This is a genomic window from Paraburkholderia phytofirmans (assembly GCF_046028095.1).
Lineage (GTDB): Bacteria > Pseudomonadota > Gammaproteobacteria > Burkholderiales > Burkholderiaceae > Paraburkholderia > Paraburkholderia phytofirmans_A.
Map to the genome: position 1 here is coordinate 1 of NZ_JAQQDJ010000020.1, position 18,005 is coordinate 18,005.

General features: G+C 62.6%; 16 protein-coding genes. 10 read left to right on the plus strand and 6 right to left on the minus strand.

The window, feature by feature from the left end; genetic code table 11:
• Positions 1-192: 192 nt before the first annotated feature.
• Positions 193-1,188, minus strand: coding sequence for a LysR family transcriptional regulator (locus PQR54_RS35500; RefSeq protein WP_408254029.1), 996 nt, complete (start codon positions 1,186-1,188; stop codon positions 193-195).
• Between the two features lie 201 nt (positions 1,189-1,389).
• Between PQR54_RS35500 and PQR54_RS35505 the strand changes: the two genes are divergently transcribed.
• From PQR54_RS35505 to scpC, 3 genes are all read left to right on the plus strand, one after another.
• A complete protein-coding gene (locus tag PQR54_RS35505) occupies positions 1,390-3,558 on the plus strand; it encodes an FUSC family protein (protein WP_408254031.1) in 2,169 nt (722 codons plus the stop codon).
• A 171-nt stretch (positions 3,559-3,729) separates the two neighbouring features.
• The gene (locus tag PQR54_RS35510) at positions 3,730-3,945 is read left to right on the plus strand and encodes a hypothetical protein (RefSeq protein ID WP_408254034.1); all 216 of its coding nucleotides are present in this window, start codon (positions 3,730-3,732) and stop codon (positions 3,943-3,945) included.
• Positions 3,946-4,135: 190 nt separating this feature from the next.
• Positions 4,136-5,650, plus strand: coding sequence for a succinyl-CoA:acetate CoA-transferase ScpC (gene scpC / locus PQR54_RS35515; RefSeq protein WP_408254251.1), 1,515 nt, complete (start codon positions 4,136-4,138; stop codon positions 5,648-5,650).
• Between the two features lie 74 nt (positions 5,651-5,724).
• On the opposite strand, the gene PQR54_RS35520 is transcribed toward scpC, so the two are convergent.
• The gene (locus PQR54_RS35520) at positions 5,725-5,979 is read right to left on the minus strand and encodes a GlsB/YeaQ/YmgE family stress response membrane protein (RefSeq protein ID WP_007176844.1); all 255 of its coding nucleotides are present in this window, start codon (positions 5,977-5,979) and stop codon (positions 5,725-5,727) included.
• Between the two features lie 161 nt (positions 5,980-6,140).
• A complete protein-coding gene (locus PQR54_RS35525; RefSeq protein WP_408254036.1) occupies positions 6,141-6,848 on the minus strand; it encodes an MgtC/SapB family protein in 708 nt (235 codons plus the stop codon).
• 673 nt (positions 6,849-7,521) lie between these two features.
• On the opposite strand from PQR54_RS35525, the gene PQR54_RS35530 reads away from it, so the two are divergent.
• Complete coding sequence (locus PQR54_RS35530; RefSeq protein ID WP_408254038.1) at positions 7,522-8,046, plus strand: hypothetical protein; 525 nt, start codon at positions 7,522-7,524, stop codon at positions 8,044-8,046.
• Between the two features lie 63 nt (positions 8,047-8,109).
• Here PQR54_RS35530 and PQR54_RS35535 read toward each other — a convergent pair whose 3' ends face one another.
• Positions 8,110-9,273, minus strand: a complete 1,164-nt coding sequence (locus PQR54_RS35535; protein ID WP_408254041.1) for a metallophosphoesterase — start codon at positions 9,271-9,273, stop codon at positions 8,110-8,112.
• A gap of 391 nt (positions 9,274-9,664) precedes the next feature.
• Between PQR54_RS35535 and PQR54_RS35540 the strand changes: the two genes are divergently transcribed.
• Positions 9,665-9,985, plus strand: coding sequence for a hypothetical protein (locus tag PQR54_RS35540; RefSeq protein ID WP_408254044.1), 321 nt, complete (start codon positions 9,665-9,667; stop codon positions 9,983-9,985).
• A 31-nt stretch (positions 9,986-10,016) separates the two neighbouring features.
• Here the strand turns inward: PQR54_RS35540 and PQR54_RS35545 are convergent, their stop codons facing one another.
• On the minus strand, positions 10,017-10,601 hold the full coding sequence (locus tag PQR54_RS35545; protein ID WP_408254047.1) for a malonic semialdehyde reductase: 585 nt from the start codon (positions 10,599-10,601) through the stop codon (positions 10,017-10,019).
• A gap of 153 nt (positions 10,602-10,754) precedes the next feature.
• On the opposite strand from PQR54_RS35545, the gene PQR54_RS35550 reads away from it, so the two are divergent.
• From PQR54_RS35550 to yjfF, 5 genes are all read left to right on the plus strand, one after another.
• Entirely contained in the window at positions 10,755-11,366 is a 612-nt protein-coding gene (locus tag PQR54_RS35550; RefSeq protein WP_408254050.1) for an alpha-ketoglutarate-dependent dioxygenase AlkB family protein, read from the plus strand.
• A gap of 320 nt (positions 11,367-11,686) precedes the next feature.
• A complete protein-coding gene (locus PQR54_RS35555) occupies positions 11,687-12,673 on the plus strand; it encodes an ABC transporter substrate-binding protein (RefSeq protein WP_106311893.1) in 987 nt (328 codons plus the stop codon).
• Between the two features lie 237 nt (positions 12,674-12,910).
• Positions 12,911-14,548: a sugar ABC transporter ATP-binding protein gene (locus tag PQR54_RS35560; RefSeq protein WP_408254053.1), complete on the plus strand. Its 1,638-nt coding sequence runs from the start codon at positions 12,911-12,913 to the stop codon at positions 14,546-14,548.
• Entirely contained in the window at positions 14,545-15,576 is a 1,032-nt protein-coding gene (locus PQR54_RS35565) for an ABC transporter permease (RefSeq protein WP_408254056.1), read from the plus strand. Before PQR54_RS35560 ends, PQR54_RS35565 begins: the two co-directional genes overlap by 4 nt.
• Positions 15,573-16,670, plus strand: coding sequence for a galactofuranose ABC transporter, permease protein YjfF (yjfF, locus tag PQR54_RS35570; RefSeq protein WP_408254059.1), 1,098 nt, complete (start codon positions 15,573-15,575; stop codon positions 16,668-16,670). Before PQR54_RS35565 ends, yjfF begins: the two co-directional genes overlap by 4 nt.
• 23 nt (positions 16,671-16,693) lie before the next feature.
• Here the strand turns inward: yjfF and PQR54_RS35575 are convergent, their stop codons facing one another.
• Positions 16,694-17,995: an MFS transporter gene (locus tag PQR54_RS35575; protein WP_408254062.1), complete on the minus strand. Its 1,302-nt coding sequence runs from the start codon at positions 17,993-17,995 to the stop codon at positions 16,694-16,696.
• Positions 17,996-18,005: the final 10 nt, after the last annotated feature.

Here is an 18,005-nt window from a genome sequence, read left to right on the forward strand (position 1 = left end):
ACACGCGTAAAAATCCCGCGTGATAAACTAACTGGCGGAAAAAAGCTTCGGCTTGCTATCCGCCGCCGCAATCGCTGCAACACTCCATCAAACGGCCATTTGCATTGTGCAGACACCCGCACAGCACAGCCGCAGCCGCAGCCGCAGCCACACCCAAGCGCAGCCGGCGGCACCCAACACTCCAGCTGTAACTCACCGCATCGCTACATCCCCACCGCTGCTCGCGCTCACCGGCACCTCGCCATCGCCAGTCTGCGCTTCGCTGACTTCCGCAAGCAACGCCACATCGCGTGCAATGACTTTTGGCAGATGGGTGCGCAGGAACTCGACCCAAGTCCGCGTCTTCGCATCGATGAACTTACGCGATGGATACAGCGCGTAAACATTCATTTTCTGTGCGGTATATTCCGGCAACACGCGCACTAGCGTGCCGTCACGCAATCCGGAAATGGCCGCGTACAGCGGCAGCATGCCAATGCCCATTCCTTCGCGAATCGCGACAATCAGCGATTCGGCGATGTTCACGTGCACCGGCCCATTCACCTCCATCGTTTCGCTGCCATTCGGCCCATCGAGCACCCAGTCGTGCGGCGGAAACGCCGGCGTGTGCAGGATCAGACATTCGTGGTGCGCCAGATCGGCCGGCTGCTGCGGCGCGCCGTGTGCACGCACGTAAGCCGGCGATGCGCACATGATGCTAAAGGTCGTCCCCAGTGGAAACGACACGAGTTCCGAATCAGGCAAGGTGGAAGCGCCGATCACCGCGACATCCGCGCTACCTTCGAAAAGATCCGGCATGCGCTGCGACAATGTCAGCTCGACCGTCACCTCCGGATACAGCGCGCGATAACGCGAAATGGCCGGCAAAACATAGTGCTGGCCGATGCTGGCAAAGCTGTGCATCCGCAACGCGCCGCTCGGGCGTTCGTGCGCACAACTGGCTTCTTCTTCCGCCGTGTCCACATCTATCAGTATCTGCTGGCATCGTTTCAGATAACGCTCGCCCGCGGTGGTGAGCGCAAGTCGTCGCGTGGAGCGATTGAGCAAACGCGTGCGCAAATGAGCTTCGAGTTCCGAGACCGCGCGGGACATTGCGCCGGTCGTTGAATTGAGCGACTGCGCGGCGGCCGTAAAACTACCGGCTTCGACCACGCGCACGAACACTCGCATATTTTGTAACGTATCCATCGATCCTTCTATTTCACGGCTGAAGCCGTATTGTCCGCCTGTCCCGCGTCCGCATTGTTGTTCGTTCTGGAAGGGACGTTCCGCGCCTGTCCTGTTAATGCACGCATAGCATGCTCCTAAAATCGGCAGCTTGCGTGCCGGTGTCAGCAGTCTTCTTCGCCGGTGCTTCCTTAGCTACCAACCGGGGCGCCCAGTTTTCAGATGAAACGCGAACATGCGATCGAACCGACGGCAGATTCCCGCCGGCGGTGGGACGTCATCTTGCGAACGCTGAGCCCGGCCGTCCGGGACTGGACGACCAGCGAGGGTCTGATCTGGCTGCATCTGCTGAAAACAGTCACGGCGGGCTTGCTGGCGCTGAGCATTGCGATGCTGCTGGATCTGCCGCAGCCGCGCATCGCGATGACTACGGTGTTCGTACTGATGCAGCCGTTCAGCGGCATGGTGCTGGCAAAAAGTTTCTATCGGATTCTCGGGACCGCGGTGGGCACGGTCGCCGCGCTGGTGCTCGGTGCGCTGTTCGTCCAGCAGCCCGAGTTGTACATGCTCGGCATGATCGGCTGGGTGAGCGCCTGCATTGCGGCAGCGGTCCGGTATCGGCATTTCAGATGGTACGGCTTTGTGCTCGCGGGTTATACCGCTGCGCTGATCGGCATCCCGAATGTGACGGCGCCTCACGACCTGTTTCTCGCGGCGCTCACGCGCGCGGCGGAAGTGGCGGTCGGCATCGTATCTTCGAGCGCGGTGAGCGCGCTGATCGTGCCGCAGCGCTCCAGCCTCGCACTGCGGCGCGCGCTACAAATTCGGTACGGAAATTTTACTGCGTTCGCTGCCGACGTCTTGGCTCGCGGCATCAAGCGGGGCCAATTCGAGCGGCGCTTCGCGGATCTCGTCGACGAGATCGTCGGTTTCGAGGCGACGCGCACTTTCGCCGTCTTCGAAGACCCGGCCATGCGTTCACGCAATCAGCATCTCGGTCGTCTGAACGGCGAGTTCATGGATGCCTGTGCGCGGCTGCATGCGCTGCATCAACTGCTCAAGCGACTGCGCGTGAACGGCTCGGCGCCGATCGTCGCGGCCATCAAACCGTATTTCGACGAACTGGCCGCGCTAATGGCGCCACAGTCCGAGGCCCCGGTGGATGCATCGCGCACGGCCGCCCGTTTGCAACATTTCCAGGCGAGCTTGCCACGGCGTGTGCGCGAGACGAGACGGCCGATAGAAGCCATGCCCGCCGAATCGCTGGCTGACTTCGATACGGCGGCGGAACTGCTGTACCGGTTCGTCGACGAATGGATCCGCTACTCGCTGACCTACGCATCCGTGATGCAGCGCAAGCGTGACGACAGCCATCCGCGGACGAAAAGCCGCTACGTCAGCAAAACCAACACTTTTGTCGTTGCGCTGACGTTTATCCGCTCGGCTGTGGTCATGGCGATCGCGGGCTGGTCCTGGATCATGACCGACTGGCCGAGCGGCGGCCTCGCGGTGATCGGCGCAGCGCTGGCGTGCGCGCTGACGTCGACTGCGCCGAACCCGTCGAAGATGGCCGTGCAGATGGCTGTCGGCGCCGTGCTGGCCACCATGACCGGCTACCTGTTCACGTGCTACGTGTATCCGAACATCGACGGCTTTCCGCTGCTGTGCACGACGCTGGCGCCTGTGCTCGCGCTCGGCGCATTCATCGCCACGCGCAAGCTGGCGGCGGGATATGGGATCGGATTCTCAGTGTTCTTCTGCCTGCTCGCCGGACCCGACAACGTCGTCACTTACGCGCCGGATCTGCTGATCAACAACGGCATGGCGCTCACCGCGTCGATGCTGTTGGCGGCGCTCGTTTTCGCGGTGGTCTTCCCGACCGACATGCCTTGGCTCATCGGGAAAATCATGGGCGATTTACGTGCGCAAGTCGTATCCGCGTGTAAGGACGAACTGCCAGGTCTCAATCAGCGCTTTCAGTCGAGCACGCACGACCTGACTTCACAGTTGCGCATGCTGTTGACGCGACGTTCCCGACGCCGCCGAGACGCGCTGCGCTGGACACTCGCGACGCTCGAAGTGGGCCACGCCGTGATCGACCTGCGCAACGAAACGGCGCGCGCCGACTACGCGCACGCGCTCCATCCGCGCTGGACCAGCACCGTCGAGCATGCGCGCGACGACCTCGCGCGGCTCTTCGAGCGGCCCGATGCGCGTGGTCTCGAGCAGGCGCTGCTATCCGTGCGCGCGGCCACGTGGCTTGCGCAGGACGTGCTGCAAACTGTTCATGCCGATCGCGACAAGCGTCACGACCTGCAGCGCATCCTGAGTTGCCTGCACTTCATCCGCACGGCGTTGCTCGACAAGGACGCGCCGTTCAATCCGCATTGACCCATGCGCGCGACGACGGACTCTGTGCATCGATCCTTCTGCAAGATGGAAGGATCACTTCCGGCCCGCCCCATTTATCCGCGGGGCGGGCGGCCATATAGTTTGATCACTGCCACGCGGTGCCCCAAAAGGGTTCGCTACGGGGCAGCACCGTAAGTCCTGGAGAACGAAATGAATGTGTTGAAGATTGCCCTGATTGCCTGCTGTTTGTCCGCTGTCGTCGCTCACGCACAAACGGCGCCGGCCGCCCCGGAACAACCGGTCGCCCAAGGGAATGCGCCGCGCGCTAAGAGTGCCGAACCGCAAAGCCGCACGATCACACCGGCAGTCAAAGCTGAAGAGTGCGTCGGTCCTGTGAGCTTCTGCAACATCTACTTCGGCAGCTAAGCAGCACCACTCGTTATATCTGAAGTACGTGCAAGACCTGTCGCGAACGTTCGACGCGCGACGAATCACCCGGCCGCGGCGCCGTTCCATCGTGACGCCGCGGCGGGTGCGACAATCCGGCTACTGAGCGAAGCACCGCAGACGTGCGCACCGGTAGTCTGGACTGGTGACTATGGAGAGACTCAGTTTCATGTACCACGACCGGATTCGCTGCGCTGAGCTGCGCGCAAAAATCACTTCAGCCGCCGAAGCGGCGCTTCTGATTCAGGACGGCATGTGCGTCGGCGCCAGCGGCTTCACGCGCGCGGGCGACGCCAAAGCAGTCCCCGTTGCGCTTGCCGAGCGCGCGCGTCAGGAAGGCAAGCCGCTGCGCATCACGTTGATGACCGGTGCGTCGCTGGGTCACGACGTGGACCGCGCGCTCACCGAGGCGCATGTGCTGGCTCGCCGCTTGCCGTTTCAGGTGGACAAGACGCTGCGCGACGCGATCAATCGCGGCGAAGTCATGTTCGTCGATCAGCATTTGTCCGAAACGGTCGAGATGCTGCGCGCGAACCAACTCGGCAAACTCGACGTCGCCATTATCGAGGCCACCGCAATCACCGAGACGGGCGGCATCGTGCCGACCACGTCGGTGGGCAACTCGGCGAGCTTTGCGATTCTCGCCGAGAAGGTCATCGTCGAAATCAATCTTGCGCAGCCGCTCGCGCTCGAGGGTCTGCACGACATCTGGATTCCGGGCCGCAGGCCGAACCGCGAGCCGCTGCCGATCGTGCGTCCGCAAGACCGGGTCGGCACGCCGGCTATCGAAATTCCGCTCGAGAAAATCGCGGCGATCGTCATCACCGATATGGCGGACAGTTCGTCCACGGTGCTGCCCGCGGATGCCGAGACCGAATCGATCGCGGGTCATCTGATCGAGTTTTTCAAGCACGAAGTATCACGCGGGCGTATGCCGAAGCGCTTGCCGCCGTTGCAGGCCGGCATCGGCACAATTGCCAATGCCGTGCTGGCCGGGTTCGTCGATTCGCCGTTCGACGCGTTTGAAATCTATTCAGAAGTGCTGCAGGATTCGACCTTCGACCTGATGGATGCCGGCAAGGTGACGTTCGCCTCCGGCGCGTCGATCACGCTGTCGGCAGCGCGCCAGGCGCAGGTGTTCGGCGAACTCGAACGCTATCGCGATCGACTCGTGCTGCGTCCGCAAGAAGTCAGCAACCATCCTGAGGTGATTCGCCGGCTCGGACTGATCGCGTTGAATACCGCGCTCGAATTCGACATCTACGGCAACGTGAATTCGACGCACGTGGGCGGCACGCACATGATGAACGGCATCGGCGGTTCAGGCGACTTCGCGCGCAACGCATCGTGCGCGATCTTCGCGACCAAGTCGATGGCAAAAGGCGGCCGCATTTCGAGCATCGTGCCGATGGTGCCGCATTGCGATCACAACGAACACGACGTGGACGTGGTCGTGACGGAGCAGGGACTCGCCGACTTGCGCGGTCTCGCGCCGCGGGAACGTGCCACGCTGATCATCGACAATTGCGTGCATCCGCTGTATCGCGATCTTTTGCGCGACTACTATAGGGAAGCGTTGAAGGGAGGCGGGCAAACGCCGCATCAGTTGGATCAGGCCTTCGCCTGGCATACGCGGCTGCGGGACACCGGCTCGATGTTGCCGGCGGTGGAGACAACGCTTTAAACGCGGGGGCTGTCAGTTCAAGCCGGCGTCAGGTGGCGTTCGCCCCTGACGCCGTAAGACATCAGGTGCTACGCTCAGGTGCCTCGTCGGATGAGGCGGATAAGAAACAATAGAATGACCGCGCCGATCACCGCCGTGATGATCGAGCCGATCCAGCCTCCGCCCAGCGAAATGTGCAGCACGCCGGCGAGCCAGCCGCCGATGAACGCGCCGACAATCCCGACGATGATGTCGACGATCAGGCCGAAGCCGCCGCCCTTGACGAGCACGCCTGCCAGCCAGCCAGCGATCGCGCCGATGATGAGCCATGCAATGATGCCGTGTTCCATAATCGAGACTCCCTTGTTGAGTGTGAAAAATTCACGGTGACAGAGCTTAGTCGATGGTTATGGGACAGTCCATATTCAGGACGCGGAATTAACATTGTCTAAATCTATTGCAGATCAAGTGTAGACGATGCGCGCGCAGATAGGGAACTTACACGTCACGCTTACTCCGGCGTCGGCTCCGCTTCTCTGGCCGTCCAACTGACGCTGGAGACACTCTTTTCCATGCTGATGCGGCTGGCCATCTGTTCGAGCTTCGACTGATCCTTGGGGTGCATCTTCAACGTTGCCGTAACACGAATGCGTCCTGGCTCGTTTTCGACGTCCTCGCTCGTCAGGCTCTGAAACGACAGCGGCGTCGAATACATGGAGTTGGAGACGGCGGTACGAATGTGAATCTCGTCAGCTTCCCGGCAGACGATTGTCAATACGTATTCACGGACCAGGTCGGCGTTCGATACCGGCGTCGCGTTGATCGTACGGCTGACTTCGCGCAGCACGGTGTTGGTCAGTAGCACGACCAGGGTGCCGGCGAGCGCCGGCCCGTAATGGCCCGCGCCGCACAACACGCCCACCGCGGCCGAGCACCACAAGGTCGCCGCCGTGTTGATCCCCTGAATGGAACCCTTGTCGCGCATGATCACGCCGCCGCCGAGAAAGCCGACGCCGGAGACCACATACGCGGCGATCTGGGTGATGCCCGCGGTGCCGTTGCCGGTCAGTACGCCGAGCGTGACGAACAGGCACGCTCCGCTCGCGACCAGCGTGATGGTGCGCAGGCCCGCATTGCGCTGACGGATCTGCCGTTCGAGGCCGATCGCGACGCCGCAGGCGAAGGCGGCGAGAAGCCGCCAGACGAATTCAATGGTCATCGTTAAGCAAGGTTGAGGCGCGAATTCGCACAGTGTGAGCAGTACGCGTGACAGCGGCAGGTCCGTCTCGATGGAACGCGGGCGCGTTCGGGCGTGGCGCACCGTGAACGAAAGGTTCACGAGGCCGACAGGCGAGCAAGGTCGGCAGGGCATGGAGCCATGCGGCGCTTCACTGCAGTTTCACTGCTGATTTCGCTGGTAAAAAAGTGGGTATCAACGACGTGCACCGCCGGCCCGAAGGCAAGACGGCGACAGACCAGGGCTGGCGCGGAAATCTTGCCGTTCAGGCGATCGGGCGAATCGAAGCTCGACGTGTACTACTGCTACTGTCCAAGATCGTGATTCCGGGTAAATGAACTGGGCGGATTTTAGGCAACTCTGCAAAGTTAAGTCAAGTCGGATCAGGCAAGGCGACGAATGAATTGCACGCCATCTTTGGGGAAGTTTCCGCGCGCATGGAGGGGCTATTCCCACATAAATACGGACTCCGAATATTGACGGAGTTCATCCCGGAAAACACACTGGTTGCATCGTCAAAAACACGTCGCGCGGCCTTGGCGCTCAAATGCGCGGTTTTATTTGTCGGGGTTTTCGCTCTTGCATTGTTCAGCGGCGTTGCGCCGCGATGCGTGCGACGTCGTCGTTTCCGCCGCACATCCGAATTGAGGAATTTATGAAAGTTAAAGTTCTTGGCGTCATCGTAGGCGCATTGATCGCTGCTGCTCCGCTCGTGTCGTCTGCCGCAAGTCTACCCGCGCCGTTTGAAGGCAGCAGCACGCTGCAGGCAGACGGTGTCGTGAAGTCGGTCGATCAGGCCAACCATTCGGTCACTGTGCTCGACGCACGAGGCGGTGAGGCATCGTTCACCATTACCGACACGCGCAATCTCTCGCAGATCAAGCAAGGCGGCAAGGTTCACGTCCGCATGATGCGCAATGCCGTGATCAGCGTCACGCAGGGTGCGAACGGGCAAGCGGCAGCGGCTCAGATTGCCCAGTCGAACACGGGGCAGAGCGTGAGCGCCCTGGTCGAATCCGTTGACCATGTTTCCGGCATCATGGCGCTCAAAGGCGCGAATGGGTCCGTGTTTCATATCCAGGGCCGCGATCCCGCCAAGATCACCGGGCTGACACCGGGCATGCAAGTGGTGGTGGCGTTCGCACCGCAAGTCAGCGTGGCCGTGGCGCCCGTGCAGTAACGGGCGGCTTCATCGGGCCTTCATTGGGCCTTCATTGGGCCTTAATCGGGCCTTAATCGGGCCCTAATCGGGCTCGCCGGGTACAAGGCGCAAGCGCGTGATTTCGGACGGTGCGCCCAGGCGTTTCGGTGGCCCCCAGTAGCCTGTGCCGCGGCTCGTGTACACCCAGAGTCCGTTCAGCCGCGCGAGGCCGGCGGTGAACGGCTGCTGAAGGCGCACGAAGAAATTCCACGGGAAGAACTGGCCGCCATGCGTGTGGCCGGATAGCTGCAGCGTGAAGCCCGCTGCGGCGGCGGCTTCGGCTGAGCGCGGCTGGTGGGCGAGCAGCACCTTGATCAGTACGTCGCCAGGTGCGCCGGCCAGCGCCGCGACTGGATCGCTGCGGTGCGCCGGGTCGTGATGGCCCGCTGAATAATCGGTCACGCCGGCGATCACAGCGCGTGCGCCGTCGTGATCGACGATCACGTGCTCGTTCATCAGGACGTTCAGTCCCAGGCGCCGGAATTCGTCGATCCAGGCGTTGGCGCCGGCGTAATACTCGTGATTGCCGGTAACGAGAAAAGCGCCATGGCGCGCGCTCAACCGTGACAGCGGCTGCGTATGGCTGGTCAGTTGCGGCACGCTGCCGTCCACGACATCGCCGGTGACAGCGATCAGATCCGGCTTGAGGCGATTCACCGCGTCGACGATTGCATCGACATAGCGTCGTTTGATGGTCGGACCGACGTGAATATCGCTGATCTGCACGATCGTGAAGCCGTCGAGCGCGGCGGGCAAATCGTCGATCGGCACTTCGATCGTCACCACCTTGGCGCGGCGGCGAGCGTTGAACAGGCCGACGAGCGTGGAAAGCAGCGCGAGCAGAGGCACGGCCGCGGCGGAGCCGGTTCGCCAGTGCGGGATGGCAATGCTGTTCGGCCAGATTGCATCGACGGTAAGAAGCGAAGCGAGCACGAGGTCGCGCGCGAAAGTCAGGACCAGCAGCGACGAGAAGAAGCCCATCGCCAGCAGGCCGACCCATGCAAGCCGGTCGCCGAGCGGTTGTTGTTTGATCGTGCGCGCCAGCATGCCGAGCGGAATCAGAAAGATCGACAGCACGAGCCACAACGCACACAGCCAGCGGCCGGTCATATCGATCGGCATGTCTGGAATCAGACGCAAGCCCACGTAGATATGCAGGAGAATGCCAATCAGGATGAAGCGAACAAGAAACGATGAGCGGCGCATAGAGAGGATCAGGGCGGGAAGGGGCCGGCACAGACAGAGGAGCGGCGGCGGCTCGCCTACCGCGGATTGCCACAGCGAACGAGCCGATCCATTCTACCGAGATGTGCAACTGCCTGCCTGCCGCGCCAAATTGACGCCGCTGTGTCGACCCGTTCAATGCTAAAAAAGGCACTCGCAGGGTATTGCATCGCAGCAACCCACGTGGCTGCAGGTAAGCCGTCCAGGCTACCGATATGGTCGAATTAAATGGGCTTTGAATTGTGTTCGAGCGTGGACTATTCTCAAATAGAACCGGCTTGTATCACAGTCAGGGCAAGGGCCGCAGTGAGGGCCGTCGCAGTGCGCTAGCGGTTCGTACTGTCGCCGGCAGAGGGCAAAGCAGGAGGCACATATGAAGCTGCTCAGATCAGGCAACCAGTTCCGGCACGCGCATCACGTCGGACACGAGGGCAGCCACGTCATGCTGCCACTCGTGGTCATTTCGGTGATGGCGATTGCCTTGTACTTCGGCGTGCGCAACATCGATTTTTCTGAGTTGGGCAAAAGCGCGCTGTTCTATGTCGTGATGCTTAGTGTCGCTCTTGGTATCGCGGGATTGTTCGGCGTCGTTGGGGCGTGGGTGAGGTCCAACGGCGACGACGCCGAAGAGGGCTTCTGCTTCATCGGCGCGTTGATCGGCGCCGTGGTCTTCTACGTGGCGATCTTGACTTGACCGCACGCAACGGCGTGTCAGGCGCCGTGCGTCAGACGATCCGCGCGGCCTCGTTGAAAGCGAAGCGCGGGCTGCGCGGGAACAGTTTCGACGGGTCGCCGTAGCCCAGATTGATCAGGAAGTTCGACCTCACGGTCGTGCCGGCAAAGAACGCTTCGTCGACCTTGGCGGCATCGAACCCCGACATTGGGCCCGTGTCCAGGCCGAGCGCGCGCGCGGCAAGAATCAGATAACCGCCCTGCAGCGTCGAATTGCGAAATGCCGTGTCGGCAATCGCCTTGTCGTTACCGGCAAACCAGCTGCGCGCATCGGCATGCGGAAACAGCTTCGGAAGGTGCTCGTAAAACGCCATGTCCATGCCGACGATCGCCGTGACCGGCGCTGCCATCGTCTTCTCGAGATTGCCTGGCGACAAAGCCGGGCGCAGCTTCTCCTTGCCCTCCGGCGTTCTGACGAAGACGAAGCGGCCCGGACTCGAATTGGCCGAGGTCGGGCCGAGCAGTACGAGCTCGACGAGTTGCTTGAGCACGGCGTCGTCGACCGGTTTTTGCTGCCAGCCGTTATGTGTGCGCGCTTCGCGGAAAAGCTGATCTAGCGCCTGGTCGGAAAGAATCATTTGATTGTTCCTTGAAGGTGACGTGTGTGAAATGAAAAGGACGGCGCCGGATCAAACCGCAAGCCACGCATAGGAGCGTCGTCGTTGCCGCCATAATAGCCAAGGTTCTAATCCGGTCGCGCCTCGCGCGCGCGATTGTACTCAGGCATTCTCATGACGGATCTTTTTGCGGATTTTTCCGATGCTCTGCCGGCGCCCGATGTCGACTGGTATCCGGATTGGCTGCCGCCTGAAATGGCGGCACGGGCGTTGACGCAACTCATCGACGAAGTCGAATGGCGTCAGGACATGATGGGCACGCCTGCCGGGCGTGTGCCGCTGCCACGGCTGACCGCGTGGCAAGGCGAGCCTGACGCCGTTTATGTCTACTCGGGTATTCGCAACGTCCCACAAGCGTGGACGCCGACCGTCGCCGAACTGAAGTCCGGCGTCGAGTCGATTTGCAACGCGCATTTTAATAGCGTGCTGATCAACCGCTACCGCAGCGGCACGGACAGCATGGGCTGGCATGCGGATCGTGAGCCCGAACTCGGCGCGCAACCGGTGATCGCCTCGGTGAGCCTGGGCGTCGCACGCACGTTTGATCTGCGGCATAACAAGACCGGCGTCGTGCAGTCTTTTTCGCTCAAGGGTGGCAGCTTGCTGGTGATGAAGGGCAACACGCAGGCGGATTGGCGGCATCGGGTGCCGAAGGAGCCGCGCGTGGCGGGCGAGCGCATCAATCTGACGTTTCGATGGGTGACCCCGCGCGTCGGTGTCCGCTGATGGAGCGCGCTCCTGGCGGCGGCGTCTAGCCTACCAAGCCAACCAAGTCACCAACCCACAGAACACGTAAGCGCATAAAAAAGCGCAAAACACATCCTAACGCCAGGCAACGCGCCCCAGCCGCACCAAAATCACGCCCCACGTCCAGCCAACAACCGCCGCCGCCCGCTATACCAAAATTGATATCGCCGACGCGAATCATATGATTGGACGGTTAACGCCCCACACACTACGCTACATCACGATCCACGCACCGTGAGAGCCGCAACGGCTGGGCGGATTCGATGGGTCGCCTACACAACAACGATCAGGAGACAGTCATGGCGAATACACGACGCGCCGCATGTCGTGCGTTGGGCGCGCTCGCACTCTGCGCGGGCTTCGGTGCGCTGACGCTGGCCACGCCGGGCGCTTACGCGCAGGACAAACAGATTACGCTGGGTTTTGCGCAGGTCGGCGCGGAAAGCGCATGGCGAACCGCTAACACTGAGTCGATCAAGTCCGCGGCGGCTGACGCGAAGATCAAGCTCAAATTCTCCGACGCCCAGCAGAAGCAGGAAAACCAGATCAAGGCGATCCGCTCATACATCGCGCAGAAAGTCGACGTGATCGCGTTTTCGCCGGTCGTCGAGTCGGGCTGGGAACCGGTACTGCGCGAGGCTAAAGCCGCGAAGATTCCGGTGATCCTCACCGACCGCAACATCGATACAAAAGACACCTCGCTCTACGTGACGATGATCGGCTCGGACTTCATGGAAGAAGGTCGGCGTGGTGGTCATTGGCTCGCAGATCACTTTAAAAACGATCAAGGCCCGGTCAACATCGCTGAACTTCAGGGAACGGTCGGATCGGCGCCTGCCAACGACCGGCACTCGGGTCTCATCGAAGTGATCAAGAGCGATCCCAAGTTCAAGATCATTGCTTCGCAAAGCGGCGACTTCACGCTTGCCGGCGGCAAGCAGGTCATGGAAGCGTTTATAAAGACATACGGAAATAAAATAAATGTAGTTTATGCGCATAACGACGATATGGCGCTCGGCGCCATTCAGGCGATGGAAGAGGCCGGCATGCATCCGGGCAAGGACATCACCGTCGTTTCGTTCGATGCGACCAAGGGCGGCTTCCAGGCCATGGCTGCGGGCAAGATGAACGTCGATGTGGAGTGCAGTCCGCTGCTCGGTCCGCAATTGATGTCGGCGGTGAAAGATGTGGTGGCCGGCAAGTCGCTGCCCAAGCGCATCCTGACGGAAGAGACGGTCTTCCCGATGAGCGTCGCCGCGCAGACACTGCCGACGCGCAAGTACTGACGCCAATTGATGAGGCTTCCTGACTGTCCTGAGTTGAGATGAACTCGCGAACATAGCGCGGAAGAAAGCGCATCCGGGAAGCGCAGTACCGACACACGAAAAAAGGTTTCTCCAGTGGTGCCTGGCCGTCCGACTGCTTGGGCAGCGGGCGGCCTCTTTTCCGCGCACTGCCGGCTTGAGGCCGCTTTGAGGCCGCTGGAGGCCGCCGAACCACGCACCGCCGATCGAGCGAGGCCTATGACGCATCCCGCTTCCGAACCGAATCCGTCAACTGGCGGCACCGGCAACGTCCAAACCATCGGCATCACCGGCGCCGCTGCAATGCATGCCGACGGCACCACGAACAGCGTCGAACCCATTCTCGCCACCGCCGGCGTGAGCAAGACATTCCCCGGCGTGAAGGCGCTGCAGCGGGTCGATTTCCGCCTCTTTCCCGGCGAGATTCATACGCTGATGGGGCAGAACGGCGCGGGCAAATCCACTTTGATCAATGTGCTCACCGGTGTGTTGGCGCCGGATGCCGGCACGATCCGCCTCGCTGGCGAGGTGGTGGCGTTCGCCTCGCCGCAGGAAGCCGAAGCGGCCGGTGTGCGCACGCTGTATCAGGAAGTGAACCTGTGCCCGAACCTCTCCGTGGCAGAGAACATTTTCGCGGGCCGGCAACCGCGACGCTTCGGCGCGATCGACTGGCCCGACATCAAGCGGCGCGCCCAGGCCGCGCTGGCGCGCCTCGACGTGACACTCGACGTCACCCGTTCGCTCGACGCCTATCCGATCGCCGTGCAGCAGATGGTCGCCATCGCGCGAGCGCTTTCCGTCGACGCGCGCGTCCTGATCCTCGATGAACCGACCTCGAGCCTCGATGACGGCGAAGTGAGCCAGCTTTTCAAAATACTTCGGCATCTTAAGCAATCCGGCATTGCGATTCTCTTCGTCACGCACTTCATCGAGCAGACGTACGCGATTTCCGATCGTATTACGGTAATGCGCAATGGCGAGCGCGAAGGCGAATATCTCGCGCGCGATCTGCCGGCCGATCAACTCGTGTCGAAGATGGTCGGCCACGAGCGCATGAGCGCGCGTTTGCGAGAAGCCGCGCATGACGGGCACGAAGCCCATGAAGGGCCGCAAGCCGCGCAGGCCGTCCAGCCGTTCGTCGAACTGCGTGGCGTCGGACGGCGCGGCACGATGCAGCCGATCGACCTCGACGTGCAGCCAGGCCAGATCCTCGGCCTTGCCGGTTTGCTCGGTTCGGGCCGCACGGAAACCGCGCGCCTGTTGTTCGGCGCGGACCGTGCCGACAGCGGCACGATCCTGGTTGAAGGGCGCCCAGTGCGGCTGCGTTCGCCGCGCGACGCGGTGCGCCACGGCATCGGCTATTGCGCGGAAGACCGCAAGAAAGAGGGCATCGTCGCCGAACTGTCGATCCGCGACAACATCCTGCTGGCGTTGCAGGCGCGCCGCGGCTGGTGGCGCAAGATCAGCCGGCAACGCGCGCGCGAACTGGCCGATCTATGGATCGAGCGGCTCGGCATCAAGGCGGCGGATGCGGACCAGCCGATCGGCCTGCTGTCCGGCGGCAATCAGCAGAAAGCGCTGCTGGCGCGCTGGCTCGCCACCGATCCCAAACTGCTGATCCTCGACGAACCGACGCGCGGCATCGACGTCGCGGCCAAGTTCGACATCATGGATCGGCTGCTGGCGTTATGCGCGAGCGGGTTGAGCATCCTGTTCATTTCGTCGGAGATTAGCGAGGTGCTGCGCGTCAGCCATCGCGTGGCGGTGTTGCGCGACCGTCGCAAGATCGCCGAAGTGGCGGGCAAAGCGTCGAACGAAGACAATATCTATCGACTCATCGCGGGGAGCGGCGAATGAAGCTATCGAACTGGTTCGTGCGCGACGGCGCCGAGCGTCCGTTGATCTGGCCGTGCGTCACTCTGGTGTTGTTGTGCGGGCTGAACCTGTGGGTCAATCCGCATTTCCTGTCGCTGCGCATGCTCGACGGCCACCTGTTCGGCGCGCCGATCGATGTGCTGAATCGCGCCGCGCCGCTGGTGCTCGTCGCCACCGGCATGACGCTGGTGATCGCGACACGCGGCATCGATATTTCGGTCGGCGCGGTGGTGGCGATCGCGGGCGCCACGGCGGCGACGATCCTGGCGACTCAGCCGGAACCATCAAGCGGACTGATTGCGCAGGCGCTGCTGGCGGCGTTGATCGTCGGCGTGTTGAGCGGTATGTGGAACGGCTTGCTGGTGTCCTTCGTCGGCATGCAGCCGATCATCGCCACCTTGATCCTGATGGTCGCCGGGCGTGGCATCGCGCAATTGCTGACGGCGGGGCAGATCATTCCGATCGGCGCGCCTGGCTATCTGTTCGTAGGCGGCGGCTACTGGCTCGGCATGCCGTGTTCGGTGTGGATCGCCACGGTGGCGGTGCTGGCGACCGCCGCGCTCGTCGAAGGCACCGCGCTCGGGCTGTTCATTCGCGCGATCGGCGTCAATCCGGTCGCCACGCGTCTGGTCGGCTTGCGCTCCAAGGCGCTTGTTTTCGCGGTGTACGGCTTCTCGGGACTGACCGCGGCGATGGCGGGCATTCTCATCAGCTCGAACGTACGCAGCGCCGACGGCAACAACGCCGGCCTGTTGCTCGAACTCGATGCGATCCTCGCGGTCACGCTCGGCGGCACGTCTCTGCTCGGCGGCCGCTTCAGCCTCGCGGGCACGGTGCTGGGCGCGCTGATCATCCAGACGCTCACGTACACCACCTATTCGATCGGCGTGCCGCCGGAAGCCACGCTCGTCGTCAAGGCGGCCGTCGTGCTCGCGGTGAGTGTGATCCAGTCGCCGTCGGCGCGCGCGCTCGGTATGTCGCTTGTCACGCAACGGAGGGTGGCGCGATGAGACGCATCCTCGAAACCTGGGCTCATATCGTCGATCCGCGCACGCTGCCGATCGCCGTCACCATCCTGCTGTTCTGCGCGCTGTTCGGATTCGGCTCGGTGATGTACACCGGTTTCTTCTCGTGGCAAGTGCTGCTCGATCTGCTGGTCGACAACGCGTTCCTGCTGATCGTGGCGATCGGCATGACGTTCGTGATCGTGTCCGGCGGCATCGACCTGTCGGTGGGGTCGGTCGTCGCGCTGACGACCATCGTCGAGGCGGTGCTGTCCGAACATCTGCATTGGCCGGTCTGGGTGATCCTGCCGACCGTGCTGCTGATGGGCACCGTGTTCGGCGCGGTGCAGGGCGCGTTGATTCACTTCTTCCGCTTGCAGGCCTTTATCGTTACGCTGGCCGGCATGTTCTTCGCGCGTGGCCTGTGCTTTCTGATCACGACGCAGTCGATCACCATCACCGATCCGACCTTCCAGAAGATCTCGGCGTTCCGTCTCGACATCGGCGTCGGCTCGGTGACGGCGAATGTGCTGATCGCGTTCGTCGCGCTGCTGGCGGCGATCTACGTCGCGCATTTCACGCGCTTCGGCCGCAACGTCTACGCGATCGGCGGCAACGCGCGCTCGGCTTTGCTGATGGGCTTGCCGGTGGCGCACACGCGCATCGGCGTGTATGCGCTGAGCGGCTTCTGTTCGGCGCTCGGCGGCGCGGTCTTCACGTTCTATGTGCTGTCGGGCTACGGCCTGCAAGGGCAGGGCATGGAGCTCGATGCGATCGCCGCGACCGTGATCGGCGGCACGCTGCTGACGGGCGGCGTGGGCTATGTGATCGGCTCGCTGTTCGGCGTCGGCATTCTCGGCACGATCCAGGCGCTGATCACGTTCGACGGCACGCTCAGTTCGTGGTGGACCCGCATCGTGATCGGCGCCTTGCTGTGCGCGTTCTGTCTGTTGCAACGGCTGATCGAGCGTCATGCGAAGTCAGTGGGCCGTCCGGGCGGCACCGGCGCGGTCGTGACCGCGGGACGCGAGCGCGGGCACGCGGACGGATCGGCGGCGTCGGACTCGCATGTAATCGGACGCGCGCCTGAGCAGGCTTGAACACACATGCGCATTGCGGCGGCTCACGCGCTGAGCTGCCGCCCTCTGGTTTCCGGCAGCGTTAGTGCGGCGAGGATCACTATGCCGTACGCCGCCGCAGCGAACACGCCGATCGCGTGGCCGAGCGACATGGTTTGCGACACGTAGCCGATCAGGAACGGAAACGTCGCGCCGACCGCTCGCCCGAAGTTGTAGCAGAAGCCTTGGCCGGAGCCGCGAATTCGCGTGGGAAACAGCTCGGTGAGGAACGCGCCCATGCCCGAGAAAATGCCGGACGCGCAGAAGCCGAGCGGGAAACCGAGTACGAGCATCGAGAGATTGTCGAGCGGCAATTGCGTGTAGATCAGCGCAATCGCGCACGACGCCAGAGCGAACGCGATGAAAGCGCGCTTGCGGCCGATTCTGTCGCTGACATAAGCGCCCGTCAGATAGCCGCAATACGAACCGACGATCACCACGCCAAGATAACTGCCAGTGCCGATCACGCTCAGATGCCGTTCGGTTTTCAGATACGTCGGCAGCCAGGTGGTCACTGCGTAGTAGCCGCCTTGCACGCCGGTTGCCAGCACGGACGCGCGCAACGTCGTCCAGACGATCTCGCCGCGAAAAATATCGAGCAGCGAAGCGCGCGTTTGCGTGGCGGCCTGCGCCGCTTTCTGCTGCCGATGCACCTCGGGCTCGTCGACGAAGCGGCGGATCCAGATCACGAACGGCGCCGGCGCAATGCCGATCGCGAACAGCACGCGCCACGCGTAATCGGCGGGCACCAGCGAGAACACGGCCATGAAGAGCAGCGTCGAGATGCCCCAGCCGATCGCCCAGCCCGCCTGCACGAGTCCCACCGCCTTGCCGCGATCGCGCGCGCGGATCACTTCGCCGATCAGCACCGCGCCCGCCGTCCACTCGCCGCCGAAGCCGAGACCCATCAACCCGCGCGCCCATAGCAACTGCGAGAAATTCTGCGCCAGCGCGCAAGCCAGCGTGAAGACCGCGAACCAGAGAATCGTGATCTGCAAGGTTTTCACCCGGCCGATGCGATCCGACAGCACGCCGGCAGCCCAGCCGCCGAGCGCCGAACTCAGCAGCGTGACGGTGCCGATCAGACCGGCGTCGCCGCGCGTGATGCCCCACGTCGCGATCAGCGTCGGAATCACGAAGCTCAGGAACTGCGTGTCCATGGCGTCGAGCACGTAGCCGATCTTGCAACTCCAGAAGGCGCGCTTCTCGCTGGCGGAGATCTGCCGATACCACGCGAACGGGCCTTGTCCTGCACCGGACTCGCCATAATGCTCGGCGTCGGCGGTCAACTGCGCTTCGGTTTCCATGCTTGTACTC

What these genes read in the sequence shown, in the direction of transcription:
- PQR54_RS35500 (WP_408254029.1), bottom strand. Translation starts at nt 1,188, where the DNA reads ATGGATACGTTACAAAATATGCGAGTGTTCGTGCGCGTGGTCGAAGCC.
- PQR54_RS35505 (WP_408254031.1), top strand. Translation starts at nt 1,390, where the DNA reads ATGAAACGCGAACATGCGATCGAACCGACGGCAGATTCCCGCCGGCGG.
- PQR54_RS35510 (WP_408254034.1), top strand. Translation starts at nt 3,730, where the DNA reads ATGAATGTGTTGAAGATTGCCCTGATTGCCTGCTGTTTGTCCGCTGTC.
- scpC (WP_408254251.1), top strand. Translation starts at nt 4,136, where the DNA reads ATGTACCACGACCGGATTCGCTGCGCTGAGCTGCGCGCAAAAATCACT.
- PQR54_RS35520 (WP_007176844.1), bottom strand. Translation starts at nt 5,979, where the DNA reads ATGGAACACGGCATCATTGCATGGCTCATCATCGGCGCGATCGCTGGC.
- PQR54_RS35525 (WP_408254036.1), bottom strand. Translation starts at nt 6,848, where the DNA reads ATGACCATTGAATTCGTCTGGCGGCTTCTCGCCGCCTTCGCCTGCGGC.
- PQR54_RS35530 (WP_408254038.1), top strand. Translation starts at nt 7,522, where the DNA reads ATGAAAGTTAAAGTTCTTGGCGTCATCGTAGGCGCATTGATCGCTGCT.
- PQR54_RS35535 (WP_408254041.1), bottom strand. Translation starts at nt 9,273, where the DNA reads ATGCGCCGCTCATCGTTTCTTGTTCGCTTCATCCTGATTGGCATTCTC.
- PQR54_RS35540 (WP_408254044.1), top strand. Translation starts at nt 9,665, where the DNA reads ATGAAGCTGCTCAGATCAGGCAACCAGTTCCGGCACGCGCATCACGTC.
- PQR54_RS35545 (WP_408254047.1), bottom strand. Translation starts at nt 10,601, where the DNA reads ATGATTCTTTCCGACCAGGCGCTAGATCAGCTTTTCCGCGAAGCGCGC.
- PQR54_RS35550 (WP_408254050.1), top strand. Translation starts at nt 10,755, where the DNA reads ATGACGGATCTTTTTGCGGATTTTTCCGATGCTCTGCCGGCGCCCGAT.
- PQR54_RS35555 (WP_106311893.1), top strand. Translation starts at nt 11,687, where the DNA reads ATGGCGAATACACGACGCGCCGCATGTCGTGCGTTGGGCGCGCTCGCA.
- PQR54_RS35560 (WP_408254053.1), top strand. Translation starts at nt 12,911, where the DNA reads ATGACGCATCCCGCTTCCGAACCGAATCCGTCAACTGGCGGCACCGGC.
- PQR54_RS35565 (WP_408254056.1), top strand. Translation starts at nt 14,545, where the DNA reads ATGAAGCTATCGAACTGGTTCGTGCGCGACGGCGCCGAGCGTCCGTTG.
- yjfF (WP_408254059.1), top strand. Translation starts at nt 15,573, where the DNA reads ATGAGACGCATCCTCGAAACCTGGGCTCATATCGTCGATCCGCGCACG.
- PQR54_RS35575 (WP_408254062.1), bottom strand. Translation starts at nt 17,995, where the DNA reads ATGGAAACCGAAGCGCAGTTGACCGCCGACGCCGAGCATTATGGCGAG.